The sequence below is a fragment of the Mycobacterium shigaense genome, from assembly GCF_002356315.1.
GTDB lineage: Bacteria > Actinomycetota > Actinomycetes > Mycobacteriales > Mycobacteriaceae > Mycobacterium > Mycobacterium shigaense.
On the sequence record NZ_AP018164.1, the window covers coordinates 2,382,722 to 2,397,063 of the forward strand.

Below are 14,342 nucleotides of genomic sequence, written 5' to 3' on the forward strand. Positions count from 1 at the left end.
GACAACACGTCGGGTCGGCTACCCCCGCCTCCGGGCTGTGGTTCCGTAGGTTACCCACTGGTCGGGCCGCGACGCAATGATTGGGTGAACATATGTCCACTTCTATGGTGTCATAGATCATGCCTTAAGCCAGCACTTACACCGCGAAGGTGACGAATCGGGTGAACATCTAGCACGACGGATGCGTGCTCCTCCGTCACGCTATTGCTCGGGGGCGTCAGTGCCGGACGTGGGCGATTCGTCGCGGCCCGGGTGCTGGGCGGCGCGCCGGTCCCGCAGGGCGACATACAGGACCACGCCGACGACGATGACCGCGGGCAAGAACGCTGGCGCCGCCAACAAAATCCAGTGGTGCGCCACGTAGTCGACATGGGCAGTGGTCATGGTGGTCGTATACCCCGGCGGTCCGGTTGTCCTCAGGCCGTTACCCTACTTTGAACACGTTTTATCGATGCCGGCCCGGAACGGCCGCCGGTGCGTGACGCGCACACGACGAAAATGCAGGAGAGTACTGGTGACTCAAGCGGCCACTCGACCGGAAACCGAAGCCGACGGCACCGCTGATCAGGAAGCCGACATTCTGGCATTAGCCCGGCAGCAGGTGCTCGAGGGCGGCGAGGGACTGAGCAAGGACCAAGTGCTCGAGGTCCTGCAGCTGCCCGACGATCGGCTCGAGGAGCTGCTGGCCCTGGCCCACGAGGTCCGGATGCGCTGGTGCGGTCCCGAGGTCGAGGTCGAGGGCATCATCAGCCTCAAGACCGGCGGGTGCCCGGAGGACTGCCACTTCTGCTCCCAGTCGGGGCTGTTCTCGTCGCCGGTGCGCAGTGCCCGGCTCGACATCCCGAGCCTGGTCGAGGCGGCCAAGCAAACGGCCAAATCCGGCGCCACCGAATTCTGCATCGTCGCGGCGGTCCGTGGGCCCGACGAGCGGCTGATGGCCCAGGTCGCGGCCGGTATCGAGGCGATTCGCGACGAGGTCGAGATCAACGTCGCCTGCTCGCTGGGCATGCTGACCGCCGAGCAGGTCGACGAGCTGGCGGCGATGGGCGTGCACCGCTACAACCACAACCTCGAGACCGCCCGCTCGTTCTTCACCAACGTCGTCACCACCCACACCTGGGAAGAGCGCTGGGAGACGCTGTCGATGGTGCGCGACGCCGGTATGGAGGTGTGCTGCGGCGGCATCCTGGGCATGGGCGAGACCCTGGAGCAGCGCGCGGAATTCGCCGCCGAGCTGGCCGAGCTGAGCCCCGACGAGGTGCCGCTGAACTTCCTGAACCCGCGCCCAGGCACACCGTTCGGTGATCTGGAGGTGCTGCCGGCGACCGAGGCGCTCAAGTCGGTGGCCGCGTTCCGGCTGGCGTTGCCTCGCACGATGCTGCGTTTCGCGGGCGGCCGGGAGATCACCCTCGGCGATCTGGGCGCCAAGCAGGGCATCCTGGGCGGCATCAACGCCGTGATCGTCGGCAACTACCTGACCACGCTCGGGCGACCCGCCGAGGCCGATCTGCAGCTGCTCGACGACCTGCAGATGCCCCTCAAGGGGCTCAACGCCAGCCTGTAGCGATTGGTTTTGAACGTTGTGAGTAGCGATCTCGGTGCTCCGGTCAGCGCCGGCATCTACAACGTCTACACGGGGGAATTGGGCGGCACGACGACGCCGACGGCAGCCCGGCTGGGCCTCGAACCTCCCCGGTTCTGCGCGGAATGCGGACGCCGGATGACCGTTCAGGTCCGTCCCGACGGCTGGCGCGCGCAATGCTCGCGGCACGGCCAGGTGGACTCGACCGACCTGGAGGCCCAACGATGACCGACCAAATCGGGGCCGTGACCACCGAGCCCGTCGGCCAGCCCGCGACGCCGCCGACCCGCGCGACCGTGGTTCTGACGCTGGGGCTGGCGATGGCCGGGGTCGTGGTCGGCGCCCTGTGGGCGTGGATCGCCCCGCCGATTCACCTGGTGGTGGCCATGACCCGGGCGGGTGAGCGGGTGCACGACTACCTGGGGACCGAGTCCGACCACTTCTTCGACGTGCCCTGCCTGATGCTGGGATTGCTGACCGTGTTGGCGGTCATCACTCCGGTGTTGGTGTGGCAGTGGCGCGCACACCGGGGGCCGAGGATGGTCATCGGGATATCGATCGGCATGGTGCTCGCGGCCGCCGTCGCCTCGGGCCTGGGGGCGGTGCTGGTGCGACTGCGATACGGCGCGCTGAATGTCGACTCGGTAGCGCTGTCGGGCAAGCCGTCGGTCGCCTATGTCGTGGAGGCGCCGCCGGTGTTCTTCGGGCACGGGCCCCTGCAGATCGCGGCGACCCTGGTGTGGCCCGCCGCGATCGCGGCGCTGGTCTACGCGGCGCTCGCGGCCGGGAATGCCCATGACGACCTGGGTGGATTTCCCCCGGACGGCCACGACCCACACGCTGCGCGGGTCAAACCGGAAGCCCCCGAGGGCGCCGTCTCCTAGCCGGTTCTGCGCCCGCGACAGCCGCCTTTACAGCGGGCGGCGGTGGATCTTCCGCCCCGTGATCACCTTGGCGGCGGTGATGCCCAGCCGGACCATGCCGGCATAGGTCATAGGGTTGAGCATGGTCGGCCACACCGTCCTGATCAGGTGGTCGGTCAGCGGCCGGCGGGCGAACCGGTCGGTGAGCCAGCGCAGCGTCATAGGGGCGGACAGCGGGTGCAGGAACATGTGCTCGTTGAATGCGTCGCGGTGGTAGCTGACGCTGGCGCCGCCGGCCGAATAGGCGTCGGCCAGCGCGTCGATGTCGTGCACGTCGATCAGATAGTCGTGCACGGCCTGCACGATCAGGACCGGCGGTGCGGGCGTCGCGGTACCGAGTTTGATCCTGTCGAAGACGCCGGAGACCTCCGGCGTCGCCAGGATGTCCTCCAGCGGCTCGTCCAGGTAGTCGCCCATGTTCTTGCCGGCCATGTGCAGGACGGCTTCCACCGTCGTCATGTCTTGAAGCCGGTCGAGCAGCTCGCGGCCCTCGTCGTTGGTGTGCTCTTTGATCACGCGGTCGAGGTCGGGATAGATCTGGGACAGCGCGGCGACCACCAGCGCCGGCAGTCCCGCGAAGAAGCCGCCGTTGAGCCGCCGGAACGTGTGGCCCAGGTCGCCGACGGGTGAGCCCAGTACGGCTCCGACGATGTCCAGCTCGGGCGCGTAGTCGGCACACACTTCGGCGGCCCACGCGCTGGCCAGCCCGCCGCCGGAGTATCCCCACAGGCCGATCGGCGCCGACGAGGGGATCCCGACGTGGTCTGAGTTCAGCGCGGCGCGGATGCCGTCCAGCACGCGGTAGCCGGGTTCGTAGGGGGCACCCCACATGCCGCGCAGACCTTCGTGATCGGGCACCGAGACCGCCCAGCCTTCGGCGAGGGCGGCGGCGACGAGCAGCAGCTCCAACTGGGCCACCGAGCCGAGGGCTTTCGCCCTGCGCCGCAGGGCGTACGAGGGGAAACAGCGCGATGACATGGCGTCGATCGCGCACTGATAGGACAGCAGCGGGATGAGGTGCCCGGGCGCGCGTTCGGCCGGGACGATCACGGTGGTCACCGACGCCTCCGGCTTGCCGTTCATGTCCGTGGTGCGGTAGAGCAGCTGAACGGCCCTGATCGGCTGCGGAATCAGGCCGAGAAAGGCCAGCTCGACGTCGCGGGAGCGCAGCACTGTTCCCGCCTCGGCGTGCTGAAAGCCGGGTGGGGGCTGGTAAAACGGGTCGTCGCAGGGCAGCACCGGCAGCGCCTTGAGTTGCAATTGTTCGTGCTGCGGCCAGCCGATCCACTCGGCGCCGCTCGTCCCCGCCAAATTGCCGAGTTCGGACATTGAGTTCCCTTCTAGGCCATTCGGCATTTTCGCGCATGAACGGGTGGTAACCAAAATGTCGTGGCCGGCTGTGAGCCATTTCGCGCTGCCCCGGTGGCTCGTCGGCGTCCTATCGCAGCCCAATGTACCGGCGCGCCGGAAATTGGCCTTCCGCCCACGCGGGTGGTCGGGATAATGCGCCGAATCAGGACCCAGGCGGTCTCAGGGCGGCGAATTCGTCGGTGACCCGCAGCTGGGAATCGGTGAAGTGGTACAGGGCTGCGGGCCGGCCCCCGCTGCGGCCCGACTGTGCGATGGTGCCGGTCTGCGTGATTACGCCGCGGCGCACCAGGACGCGCTGCAGGTTCGTCGTGTCCACCTGATATCCGAGCGCGGCGCAGTAGATGTCGCGCAGCGTGGAAAGTGCGAATTCCCTTGGTGCTAAGGCAAATCCAATGTTGGTGTAGGACATCTTGGCGATCAGCCGGGTGTGGGCGTGGCTCACCATCGTGCCGTGGTCGAACGCCATCGGCGGCAGGGAGCTCACCGGGTGCCAGCGGGTGTCCGGCGGCAGTTCGGGCGTCGCGGGGGAGGGCACCAGCCCCAGGAATGTCGTTGCGATCGTGCGGGGGCCCGGCACCCGGCGCGGGTCGGAGAACACGGCGAGCTGCTCCAAGTGAGCAAGCTCTCGTAAATCGACTTTTTCGGCCAATTGGCGGCGCACCGAGGTGGTCAGGTCCTCGTTATTGCGTAATTTGCCGCCCGGCAGCGACCATGCGCCGCGCTGCGGATCCTGGGCGCGTTGCCACAACAACACGTTAAGCTGCGGTTTTCCTATGCGGTGGGTTCCCTTAACCTGCTCGGGATCCTGTCGAACCTGGAACACGGCCGCGAGCACTTCATGGGCGGTGCTACCATTGGGCATGTTTTCGATTATAAGTCGAAAACCTCCGAGGCCGAAAGGAGCCGCCGTGACGGTCGTGAATCGCATGGACACGCTCGCCGACGACATGATTGCCAACATCGTCGACTCGCCCACCGGCTATCACGGCGTCGACGGTGACGCGATCTGGGCCGCGGAGATCCGCCGACTCGTCGACTTGCGCGGGGCCACCCTGCTGGCGCACAACTATCAGCTGCCGGCCATCCAGGACGTCGCCGACCATGTCGGCGATTCGCTTGCGCTGTCGCGTATCGCCGCCGACGCCGCCGAGGACACCATCGTGTTCTGCGGTGTGCACTTCATGGCCGAGACCGCCAAGATCCTCAGCCCCGACAAGACCGTGCTCATTCCGGATCAGCGGGCCGGCTGCTCGCTGGCCGACTCGATCACGCCGGAGGACCTGCGGGCGTGGAAGGACGAGCACCCCGACGCCGTCGTCGTCTCCTATGTCAACACCACCGCCGCCGTCAAGGCGCTCACCGACATCTGCTGCACGTCATCCAATGCAGTCGACGTGGTCGAGTCCATCGACCCCGACCGCGAAGTGTTGTTCTGCCCGGACCAATTCCTCGGGGCACACGTCCGTCGGATGACGGGACGCAAAAACCTGCACGTATGGGCCGGTGAATGCCACGTGCACGCCGGCATCAACGGCGACGAACTCGCCGAACAGGCCCGCGCCAATCCCGAGGCCGACCTGTTCGTGCACCCGGAATGTGGCTGTGCCACTTCGGCTTTGTACCTGGCCGGGGAGGGCGCGTTTCCGCCGGACCGGGTGAAGATCCTGTCCACGGGCGGCATGCTCGACGCCGCGCACGAGACCCGCGCCCGCAAGGTCCTGGTCGCCACCGAGGTCGGCATGCTGCACCAGTTGCGCAGGGCCGCACCAAAAGTCGACTTCCAGGCCGTCAACGACCGCGCGTCGTGCCGGTACATGAAGATGATCACCCCCGCGGCGCTGTTGCGCTGCCTGGTCGAGGGCGCCGACGAGGTGCACGTCGATCCGGATGTCGCGGCGGCCGGACGCCGCAGCGTGCAGCGGATGATCGAGATCGGCCAGCCGGGCGGCGGCGAATAATGGCCCGCAGCGTCTGGACGGATTCTGCCGACGTCGTCGTCATCGGTACCGGTGTCGGCGGACTGGCCGCGGCGCTGGCCGCTCATCGCGCCGGGCGCAGCGTCGTCGTGCTGAACAAGGCCGAACGCACCCACGGGGTCACCGCGACGCACTACGCGCAGGGCGGTATCGCGGTGGTGCTGCCGGACAATGACGATTCCATCGAGGCTCACGTCGCCGACACCCTGGCCGCGGGCGCCGGGATGTGCGATCCCGACGCGGTGTACTCGATCGTCGCCGACGGCTATCGCGCGGTCACCGAATTGGTCGGACACGGGGCGCAATTCGACGAATCCGGACCCGGGCAGTGGGCGCTGACCCGCGAGGGCGGGCACTCGCGGCGGCGCATCGTGCACGCCGGCGGCGACGCCACCGGTGCCGAGGTGCAACGCGCCCTCGACCACGCCGCCCGGACACTGGACATCCGCCCCGGCCATGTCGCGCTGTGCGTGCTGCACGACGGCACCGCGGTTACCGGCGTGTCAGTGGGCAACGGGGACGGAATCGGGATCATCAGCGCCCCTTCGGTGATCCTCGCCTCCGGTGGACTCGGGCACCTCTACAGCGCGACAACCAACCCCGACGGATCGACCGGCGACGGTATCGCGCTGGCGTTGTGGGCCGGTGTCCCGGTTGCTGATATCGAGTTCATCCAGTTCCACCCGACCATGCTTTTTGTAGCCGGTCACCGGTCCGCTGCCAACGGCCGCCGGCCGCTGATCACCGAGGCCATCCGCGGCGAGGGGGCGGTATTGCTTGACCGGCACGGCAATTCGGTGACGGTCGGCGTTCACCCGATGGGCGACCTGGCGCCGCGCGATGTCGTCGCGGGCGCGATCGACGAGCGACTGAAGGCCACCGGCGATCCCTGCGTCTACCTCGACGCGCGCGCGATCGAGGGTTTCGAAGCGCGATTCCCCAACGTCACTGCCTCGTGCCGGGCCGCGGGCATCGATCCGGTCCGCCAGCCCATCCCCGTGGTCCCCGGCGCTCACTACAGCTGCGGCGGCGTCGTCACCGACGTCCATGGCCAGACGCAGCTGTCCGGTTTGTTCGCCGCGGGTGAGGTGGCTCGCACCGGCATGCACGGCGCAAACCGCCTGGCGTCCAACAGCTTGCTGGAAGGCCTGGTGGTCGGGGGCCGCGCCGGGAAGGCCGCGGCCGCGCACGCGCAGGTGGCCGGCCGGGCGGACGCCGCCGAGCCCGAGCCGATCGTCCACACGGCCGTGTCGCGCCGCGATCTGCAGACCGCGATGACCAACGATGCCTCGGTCGTGCGCAATTGCAGCGGACTGCAACGCCTTTGCGCGACGCTGTCGCAGGCGAAAGCTCGCGCCGTGGCCAGCCGCCGAGACTTCGAGGACGTGGCGTTGACCGTGACCGCCCGGGCCGTGGCCGCCGCGGCGTTGGCCCGCAACGAAAGCCGGGGGTGTCACCACCGCGCCGAGTATCCGGACACCGCGCCGGAGCAGGGCCGCAGCATCGTGGTCCGGCTGTCCGAGGACCGAAGCGCGGTATGCGCCGAAGCGCTGACGGCGGTGTGCTGATGGCGCTGTCCGACGAGGAGCTGACCGCAGCCAGGGACCTCATCCGGCGTGGCCTGGACGAGGACCTGCGCTACGGGCCCGACGTCACCACGCTGGCGACGGTGCCCGCCGGAGCGCGGGCCACGGCCTCGATGGTGCCACGGGAGCCGGGCGTGATCGCCGGCCTGGACGTCGCGTTGCTGGTCCTCGATGAGGTGCTGGGCGCCGGTGGTTACCAGGTGCTCGATCGGGTCGATGACGGCGCCCGGGTGGAGCCGGGCCAGTCGGTGTTGACGCTGACCGCCGAGACCCGGGGCCTGCTGACCGCCGAACGCACCACGCTCAACCTGATCTGCCACCTGTCGGGCATCGCGACCGCCACCGCGGCCTGGGTCGGCGCCGTCAGCGGCACCCGCGCCAAGGTCAGGGACACCCGCAAAACGCTGCCCGGCCTGCGCGCGCTGCAGAAATACGCGGTGCGCGTCGGCGGCGGCGTCAACCACCGGCTTGGGCTGGGCGACGCCGCGCTGATCAAGGACAACCATGTCGCGGCCGCGGGATCGGTGGTGGAAGCGCTGCGGGCGGTCCGCGAGGCCGCGCCCGATCTGCCGTGCGAGGTCGAGGTCGACTCCCTCGAGCAGCTCGACGAGGTTCTGCCGGAGAAGCCCGAGCTGATCCTGCTGGACAACTTCCCCGTCTGGCAGACGCAGATGGCCGTGCAGCGCCGGGACAGCCGTGCTCCAGCGGTTCTGCTGGAGTCCTCGGGTGGGCTCAGCTTGGAGAACGCCGCCGCGTACGCCGGCACCGGCGTGGACTATCTCGCCGTCGGGGCGCTGACCCACTCGGTCCGCGTGCTCGACGTCGGTCTGGATATGTAGCCGCGTCGCGCCCGACAATGCTCGGATGAGGCAGCTGACTTACGAAGAGGCCGGGCGATACGCCTGGCGCGACGTTCCCGATCCGGAGATCACCGCGCCCGAGCAGGCGTTGGTTAGGCCCTTGCAGGTGGCGTGCTGCGACCTCGACGTGGCGGTCGCGCACGGCCGGGCGCCGCTGCCGCCCGGCTATGCCGTCGGGCACGAAGGGCTGGCCGAGGTCGTCGCCATCGGTGCCGGCGTCACCGATGTGCGGGCCGGCGATCGGGTGGTGGTGCCGTTCCAGATCAGCTGCGGGCAGTGCGCGCGGTGCCGTCGGGGTGCGACGGGTTCGTGCGGTTCGGTGCCGCTGATGGCGATGTACGGGCTGGGCCCGCTGGCCGGCCTCAACGGCGGCGGGTTCATGTCAGATCTGGTGCTGGTGCCCTACGCCGACGCGATGCTGCTGCGAGTTCCCGACGGCGTGGCCGCCAGCGCCGTCGCGTCACTGTCGGACAACATCCCCGACGGCTGGCGTGGAGTCGGGCCCTACGCGGCGGAATTAGCCGCGCTCGACCCCGCCGATCGCCGGATCCTGGTGGTCGGAAGGCTGTCGATCGGGCTGTACGCGGCGGCGTGTGCGGTCGCATATGGCGCCCACGTCGACTATGTCGACACCGACGAGGGGCGGCTGGCGGCCGCCGAGCAGCTGGGTGCCGCGGTCCATGATCGGCCGAAGCCGGACAAGTCCTGGGAGCCGTATCCGGTGACGATGCACACCGCGGGCGACGTGTCGTCGCTGAATGCCGCGCTGCGGGCAACCTGGCCGGACGGCGTGTGCACCGACACCGGCATCTACTACACGCCGGTGGAGATGCCGGTCCTGCAGATGTACACCCGTGGCGTGCGGTTCGTCACCGGCCGGGTCAACGCCCGCGCCGCCATCCCGCACGTGCTCGAACTGCTGGCGGGCGGATGCGACTTCGGCCCGGCGGTCGATCGCGTCGTCGAATGGGACGACGCCCCCGAAGTCTGGCCGACGATGACCGGCAAGACCGTCTTTACCCGGGCCTAGCCGGCCGCATCCACGGCGTTGAGATTGCGTCCAGGGCGGCAGATCGCCGGAACGCGCCGTCGTCGCACACTCAAAGCTCCGCGCGCACGCTCGACGCGCGCCAGGCGGCCCGCGACACTCAAGCGACGACGTCGCTGACCAACACCGCCATGCGGCGCAACTGCACGCGGGCCAGCCAGGGCAGCCCTTCGCCGTCGGCCCCTGCGGGCAGCACCCGGGGATTGGTGAGGTGCACGTCGCTGCGGGCGAAATGCAGGGTGGCCTGGCCCTCGGCCAGCACGTTCTTCACCCAATCCGTCTTGCCGTGGCCCAACGCGATCGCCAGCACCTTGCCCTTGCGGTAGGCGGTGACGATGGTGTTATAGGTCTTGCCGGACTTGCGGCCGTGGTGCTCGATCGTGCCGGTTCCGGGCAGATAGCGGGCAATCGGTTTGAGTGCCGAATTGAGGTACTTGACCTGGAGGTTCTCAAACCAGACCGGGTAAACCATCGGGAAGCCCGGCGCGACGTTCGGGTGATCCTTGGGGGACATAACGGGCACAGTACCGGTCGGAAATGTATTTGAGCTGCTCTGGGACAATGGACAACGTGACTGCCAGCCGGCCACCTGTGATGGCCCGTATCGACCTGCGGGGCGCGGCGTTGACGGCTGCCCGCCTGCGCGCCGCGTTGCCGCGCGGCGGCGCCGACGTGGAGGCGGTGTTGCCCAAGGTGCGGCCGATCGTGGAGGCCGTCGCCGAGCGGGGTGCCGAGGCGGCGCTGGAATACGGGGAGTCGTTCGACGGCGTGCGCCCGCCCGCAGTGCGGGTACCCGATGCCGCCCTGCAGGCGGCGCTGGACCACCTCGTCCCCGACGTGCGCGACGCCCTGCAGGTGATGATCGAACGTACCCGCGCCGTGCACGCGGACCAGCGCCGCACCGATGTCACTACCACGCTCGGCCCCGGCGCGACGGTCACCGAGCGGTGGGTTCCCGTCGAGCGGGTGGGCTTGTATGTGCCCGGCGGCAATGCTGTCTACCCGTCCAGCGTGGTGATGAACGTGGTCCCCGCACAGGCCGCCGGGGTTGGCTCGCTGGTGGTGACCAGCCCGCCGCAGGCGGCGTTTGACGGTTTGCCGCACCCGACCATCCTGGCCGCGGCGCGGCTGCTTGGGGTCGACGAGGTGTGGGCAGTCGGCGGGGCGCAGGCGGTGGCCTTGCTCGCCTACGGCGGCACCGATACCGACGGGGGCGAGCTGACGCCGGTCGACATGATCACCGGGCCCGGCAACATCTACGTCACCGCCGCCAAGCGGCTGTGCCGCTCGCAGGTGGGTATCGACGCCGAAGCCGGACCGACCGAGATCGCGATCCTGGCCGACCACACCGCCGATCCGGTGCACGTCGCCGCCGACTTGATCAGTCAGGCCGAACACGACGAGATGGCCGGCAGCGTGCTGGTGACCGCCGACGAAGACCTGGCCGTTGCCACCGAAGCCGAATTGGCCGCCCAGCTGCAGACCACGGTGCATCGTGAGCGGGTGACGGCCGCCCTGACGGGACGCCAGTCGGCGATCATCCTGGTCGACGACCTAGACGCGGGCATCAGCGTCGTCAATGCGTACGCCGCGGAACACCTCGAGATCCAGACCGCCGACGCATCCCGGATCGCCGGCCGAATACGTTCGGCGGGAGCAATTTTCGTCGGCCCGTACGCGCCGGTCAGTCTGGGCGACTATTGCGCGGGCTCCAACCACGTGTTGCCGACGGCGGGCAGCGCCCGGCATTCCAGCGGCCTGTCGGTGCAGACATTCCTGCGCGGCATCCATGTCGTCGACTACACGGAGGCGGCACTGAAAGACGTATCGGGACACGTCGTCACGCTGGCCAAGGCCGAGGACCTGCCGGCTCACGGCGAGGCGGTACGGCGGAGGTTCGAACGATGACGCCGGACGAACCGACACTTGACGACCTGCCGTTGCGCGACGACCTGCGGGGCAAATCGCCTTACGGCGCACCGCAATTGGCGGTCCCGGTGCGGCTGAACACCAACGAGAATCCGCACCCGCCGACCAAAGCGCTGGTCGACGACGTCGTGCGGTCCGTGGGGGAAGCGGCCGCCGATTTGCACCGGTACCCGGACCGCGACGCCGTGGAGCTGCGCCGGGATCTGGCCGGCTACCTCACCAGGCAGGCCGGCGTATCGCTGGCCGCCGAAAACATTTGGGCTGCAAATGGTTCCAACGAGATACTGCAGCAGCTGTTGCAGGCGTTCGGCGGGCCGGGGCGCAGCGCGATCGGGTTTGTCCCGTCCTACTCGATGCACCCGATCATCGCCGACGGCACCCGCACCGAATGGCTCGAGGCCGCCCGCGCCGACGATTTCAGCCTCGACGTCGACGCCGCCGTGGCCGCGGTCACCGAGCGGCGACCCGACGTGGTGTTCGTGACGAGCCCCAACAACCCAACCGGACAGAGCATTCCGCTGTCCGACTTGCGCCTGCTGCTGAACGCCGCGCCGGGGATCGTGATCGTCGACGAGGCCTACGGGGAATTCTCTTCGCAGCCGAGCGCGGTGGGATTGCTCGAGGAGTACCCGACCAAGCTGGTGGTGTCGCGGACCATGAGCAAGGCGTTCGCCTTTGCCGGCGGACGGCTGGGTTACCTGGCGGCGACCCCGGCGATGATCGACGCGTTGCTGTTGGTCCGGCTGCCGTATCACCTGTCCTCGCTCACGCAGGCCGCCGCCCGCGCGGCGCTGCGGCACGCCGACGACACATTGGGCAGCGTCGCGACGTTGAGCGCCGAACGCGACCGAGTCGTCACGGCGTTGAGCGACATGGGTTTTCGGGTCATCCCCAGCGATGCGAACTTCGTGTTGTTCGGCGAATTCGCCGACGCGCCCGCCACCTGGCAGCGGTATCTGGACGACGGCGTCCTGATCCGCGACGTCGGCATCCCCGGCTACCTGCGCACGACGATCGGACTGGCCGACGAAAACGATGCATTCCTGGCCGCCAGCGCACGCGTGGCCGCCACCGAACTGGCCCAGTCGTTAGGAGCGTCATGACCGGCCGTCGCGCGCGAATCGAGCGCACAACCAAGGAATCCGACATCGTCGTCGAGCTCGATCTCGACGGCTCCGGGCAGGTCCACATCGACACCGGCGTCGCGTTCTACGACCACATGCTGCACGCACTGGGCAGTCACGCCAGCTTCGACCTGACCGTGCGCACCAAGGGGGACGTCGAGATCGAGGGCCACCACACCATCGAGGACACCGCGATAGTGCTCGGTCAGGCGCTGGGGCAGGCCCTCGGTGACAAGAAGGGCATCCGGCGGTTCGGGGACGCGTTCATCCCGATGGACGAGACGCTGGCCCACGCCGCCGTCGACGTGTCCGGGCGGCCCTACTGTGTTCACTCGGGCGAGCCGGATCACCTGCAACACACCACCATCGCCGGCAGTTCGGTGCCCTATCACACCGTCATCAACCGGCACGTCTTCGAAACGTTGGCCAACAATGCCCGCATCGCCCTGCACGTGCGGGTGTTGTACGGGCGCGACCCGCATCACATCACCGAAGCGCAGTACAAGGCGGTGGCCCGCGCGTTGCGTCAGGCGGTCGAGCCCGACCCGCGTGTCTCGGGTGTGCCGTCGACCAAAGGTGTTCTGTGACAGCGAAATCCGTAGTCGTCTTGGATTATGGCTCCGGTAATCTGCGATCGGCTCAACGCGCACTGCAGCGAGTCGGTGCCTCGGTCGAAGTCACCGATGACGCGCGTGTGGCCGCAGCGGCCGACGGGCTGGTGGTGCCGGGCGTCGGCGCCTTCGAGGCCTGTATGCGGGGCCTGCGCGAGATCGACGGCGAACGGATCATCGCCGACCGGGTGGCCTCCGGGCGCCCGGTGCTCGGGGTCTGCGTCGGCATGCAGATCATGTTTGCGCGCGGCGTGGAATTCGGGGTCGAGGCCGCCGGCTGCGGGCAATGGCCAGGGGCAGTCACCCGGCTCGACGCCCCGGTCATCCCGCACATGGGCTGGAACATCGTGAAAGCGGGCCCGGGCAGTGCACTGTTCAAGGGGCTGGACGACACCGCGCGCTTCTACTTCGTGCATTCCTACGCCGCGCAGGACTGGCAGGGCGCACCGGACGCGGTGTTGACCTGGGCCACACATCACGTACCGTTTTTGGCTGCCGTTGAGGACGGGCCGCTGGCCGCCACCCAATTCCATCCGGAAAAGAGTGGCGATGCCGGTGCGGCCGTATTGAGCAATTGGGTCGAGGGACTGTAGATGCCGCTGATCTTGTTACCCGCTGTCGACGTGGTCGAGGGCCGGGCCGTGCGCCTGGTCCAGGGCAAGGCGGGCAGCGAAACCGAATACGGCTCGGCGCTGGACGCCGCGCTGGGCTGGCAGCGCGACGGCGGCGAATGGATCCACCTGGTGGACCTGGACGCCGCGTTCGGCCGCGGCTCCAACCGGGAATTGCTCGCGGAGGTGGTGGGCAAGCTCGACGTGAAAGTCGAACTGTCCGGGGGTATCCGCGACGACGATTCGCTGACCGCGGCTCTGCGGACCGGCTGCGCTAGGGTCAACCTGGGGACCGCAGCCCTGGAGGACCCGCAGTGGTGCGCGCGGGCGATCGCCGAGCACGGCGACAAAGTGGCCGTCGGCCTGGATGTCCAGATCGTCGACGGGCAGCACCGGTTGCGCGGACGCGGCTGGGAGACCGACGGCGGCGATCTCTGGGAGGTGCTGGAACGCCTTGACAGTGAAGGCTGTTCGCGGTTCGTCGTCACCGACGTCACCAAGGACGGCACCTTGGGCGGCCCGAACCTCGACCTGCTGGCGCGCGTCACCGAGCGCACCGACGCACCGGTGATCGCCTCCGGTGGGGTGTCCAGCCTCGACGACCTGCGCGCCATCGCGACGCTGACCGACCGCGGCGTCGAGGGTGCGATCGTCGGCAAGGCCCTCTACGCCGGGCGGTTCACTCTGCCCCAGGCGCTGGACGCGGTACGGGAGTAGGAGC

The 14,342-nt window shown here is 68.8% G+C and carries 16 protein-coding genes; 12 read left to right on the top strand and 4 right to left on the bottom strand.

All coding sequences use genetic code 11. The features are described from left to right. Nucleotides 1–201: 201 nt before the first annotated feature. Nucleotides 202–384 (bottom strand): hypothetical protein, encoded by a 183-nt coding sequence (locus tag MSG_RS11100; RefSeq protein WP_096439575.1) that lies wholly within the window; start codon nt 382–384, stop codon nt 202–204. Nucleotides 385–514: 130 nt separating this feature from the next. Between MSG_RS11100 and bioB the strand changes: the two genes are divergently transcribed. Genes bioB through MSG_RS11115 form a run of 3 tightly spaced genes read left to right on the top strand, consistent with a single transcriptional unit; the run spans nt 515 to nt 2,466 of the window. Beyond that, nucleotides 515–1,564 carry a biotin synthase BioB gene (gene bioB, locus MSG_RS11105; RefSeq protein ID WP_096439576.1) on the top strand — a complete coding sequence of 350 codons (1,050 nt, stop codon included), beginning with the start codon at nt 515–517 and terminating at the stop codon, nt 1,562–1,564. 18 nt (nt 1,565–1,582) lie between these two features. After that, nucleotides 1,583–1,810 carry a biotin synthase auxiliary protein BsaP gene (bsaP, locus tag MSG_RS11110; protein ID WP_096439578.1) on the top strand — a complete coding sequence of 76 codons (228 nt, stop codon included), beginning with the start codon at nt 1,583–1,585 and terminating at the stop codon, nt 1,808–1,810. Beyond that, entirely contained in the window at nt 1,807–2,466 is a 660-nt protein-coding gene (locus MSG_RS11115; protein WP_096439580.1) for a DUF2567 domain-containing protein, read from the top strand. The genes bsaP and MSG_RS11115 overlap by 4 nt, the downstream gene beginning before the upstream one ends. 27 nt (nt 2,467–2,493) lie before the next feature. On the opposite strand, the gene MSG_RS11120 is transcribed toward MSG_RS11115, so the two are convergent. After that, nucleotides 2,494–3,834: a lipase family protein gene (locus MSG_RS11120; protein WP_096439582.1), complete on the bottom strand. Its 1,341-nt coding sequence runs from the start codon at nt 3,832–3,834 to the stop codon at nt 2,494–2,496. Nucleotides 3,835–4,018: 184 nt separating this feature from the next. Continuing rightward, a complete protein-coding gene (locus MSG_RS11125; RefSeq protein ID WP_096439584.1) occupies nt 4,019–4,738 on the bottom strand; it encodes an NUDIX hydrolase in 720 nt (239 codons plus the stop codon). Nucleotides 4,739–4,784: 46 nt separating this feature from the next. On the opposite strand from MSG_RS11125, the gene nadA reads away from it, so the two are divergent. From nadA to MSG_RS11145, 4 genes are read left to right on the top strand one after another with little or no spacing between them, the layout of a single operon-like run. Further along, on the top strand, nt 4,785–5,834 hold the full coding sequence (gene nadA / locus MSG_RS11130; protein ID WP_096439586.1) for a quinolinate synthase NadA: 1,050 nt from the start codon (nt 4,785–4,787) through the stop codon (nt 5,832–5,834). Then, complete coding sequence (locus MSG_RS11135) at nt 5,834–7,420, top strand: L-aspartate oxidase (RefSeq protein WP_096439588.1); 1,587 nt, start codon at nt 5,834–5,836, stop codon at nt 7,418–7,420. Before nadA ends, MSG_RS11135 begins: the two co-directional genes overlap by 1 nt. Beyond that, nucleotides 7,420–8,277 (top strand): carboxylating nicotinate-nucleotide diphosphorylase, encoded by an 858-nt coding sequence (nadC, locus tag MSG_RS11140; RefSeq protein ID WP_096444358.1) that lies wholly within the window; start codon nt 7,420–7,422, stop codon nt 8,275–8,277. The genes MSG_RS11135 and nadC overlap by 1 nt, the downstream gene beginning before the upstream one ends. 25 nt (nt 8,278–8,302) lie before the next feature. Beyond that, a complete protein-coding gene (locus tag MSG_RS11145; protein ID WP_096439590.1) occupies nt 8,303–9,328 on the top strand; it encodes an alcohol dehydrogenase catalytic domain-containing protein in 1,026 nt (341 codons plus the stop codon). A 118-nt stretch (nt 9,329–9,446) separates the two neighbouring features. Here the strand turns inward: MSG_RS11145 and MSG_RS11150 are convergent, their stop codons facing one another. Next, nucleotides 9,447–9,860: a nitroreductase family deazaflavin-dependent oxidoreductase gene (locus tag MSG_RS11150; protein ID WP_096439592.1), complete on the bottom strand. Its 414-nt coding sequence runs from the start codon at nt 9,858–9,860 to the stop codon at nt 9,447–9,449. Nucleotides 9,861–9,937: 77 nt separating this feature from the next. On the opposite strand from MSG_RS11150, the gene hisD reads away from it, so the two are divergent. Genes hisD through priA form a run of 5 tightly spaced genes read left to right on the top strand, consistent with a single transcriptional unit; the run spans nt 9,938 to nt 14,338 of the window. After that, nucleotides 9,938–11,254, top strand: coding sequence for a histidinol dehydrogenase (gene hisD, locus MSG_RS11155; protein ID WP_096444360.1), 1,317 nt, complete (start codon nt 9,938–9,940; stop codon nt 11,252–11,254). After that, the gene (locus tag MSG_RS11160) at nt 11,251–12,378 is read left to right on the top strand and encodes a histidinol-phosphate transaminase (RefSeq protein ID WP_096439594.1); all 1,128 of its coding nucleotides are present in this window, start codon (nt 11,251–11,253) and stop codon (nt 12,376–12,378) included. Before hisD ends, MSG_RS11160 begins: the two co-directional genes overlap by 4 nt. Beyond that, the gene (gene hisB, locus MSG_RS11165; protein ID WP_096439596.1) at nt 12,375–12,986 is read left to right on the top strand and encodes an imidazoleglycerol-phosphate dehydratase HisB; all 612 of its coding nucleotides are present in this window, start codon (nt 12,375–12,377) and stop codon (nt 12,984–12,986) included. Before MSG_RS11160 ends, hisB begins: the two co-directional genes overlap by 4 nt. Further along, complete coding sequence (gene hisH, locus MSG_RS11170) at nt 12,983–13,603, top strand: imidazole glycerol phosphate synthase subunit HisH (RefSeq protein ID WP_096439598.1); 621 nt, start codon at nt 12,983–12,985, stop codon at nt 13,601–13,603. The genes hisB and hisH overlap by 4 nt, the downstream gene beginning before the upstream one ends. After that, complete coding sequence (gene priA, locus MSG_RS11175; RefSeq protein ID WP_096439600.1) at nt 13,604–14,338, top strand: bifunctional 1-(5-phosphoribosyl)-5-((5-phosphoribosylamino)methylideneamino)imidazole-4-carboxamide isomerase/phosphoribosylanthranilate isomerase PriA; 735 nt, start codon at nt 13,604–13,606, stop codon at nt 14,336–14,338. Nucleotides 14,339–14,342 lie beyond the last annotated feature (4 nt).

What these genes read in the sequence shown, in the direction of transcription:
- MSG_RS11115 (WP_096439580.1), top strand. Translation starts at nt 1,807, where the DNA reads ATGACCGACCAAATCGGGGCCGTGACCACCGAGCCCGTCGGCCAGCCC.
- MSG_RS11150 (WP_096439592.1), bottom strand. Translation starts at nt 9,860, where the DNA reads ATGTCCCCCAAGGATCACCCGAACGTCGCGCCGGGCTTCCCGATGGTT.
- nadC (WP_096444358.1), top strand. Translation starts at nt 7,420, where the DNA reads ATGGCGCTGTCCGACGAGGAGCTGACCGCAGCCAGGGACCTCATCCGG.
- MSG_RS11145 (WP_096439590.1), top strand. Translation starts at nt 8,303, where the DNA reads ATGAGGCAGCTGACTTACGAAGAGGCCGGGCGATACGCCTGGCGCGAC.
- hisB (WP_096439596.1), top strand. Translation starts at nt 12,375, where the DNA reads ATGACCGGCCGTCGCGCGCGAATCGAGCGCACAACCAAGGAATCCGAC.
- MSG_RS11135 (WP_096439588.1), top strand. Translation starts at nt 5,834, where the DNA reads ATGGCCCGCAGCGTCTGGACGGATTCTGCCGACGTCGTCGTCATCGGT.
- MSG_RS11120 (WP_096439582.1), bottom strand. Translation starts at nt 3,834, where the DNA reads ATGTCCGAACTCGGCAATTTGGCGGGGACGAGCGGCGCCGAGTGGATC.
- MSG_RS11100 (WP_096439575.1), bottom strand. Translation starts at nt 384, where the DNA reads ATGACCACTGCCCATGTCGACTACGTGGCGCACCACTGGATTTTGTTG.
- priA (WP_096439600.1), top strand. Translation starts at nt 13,604, where the DNA reads ATGCCGCTGATCTTGTTACCCGCTGTCGACGTGGTCGAGGGCCGGGCC.
- MSG_RS11125 (WP_096439584.1), bottom strand. Translation starts at nt 4,738, where the DNA reads ATGCCCAATGGTAGCACCGCCCATGAAGTGCTCGCGGCCGTGTTCCAG.
- MSG_RS11160 (WP_096439594.1), top strand. Translation starts at nt 11,251, where the DNA reads ATGACGCCGGACGAACCGACACTTGACGACCTGCCGTTGCGCGACGAC.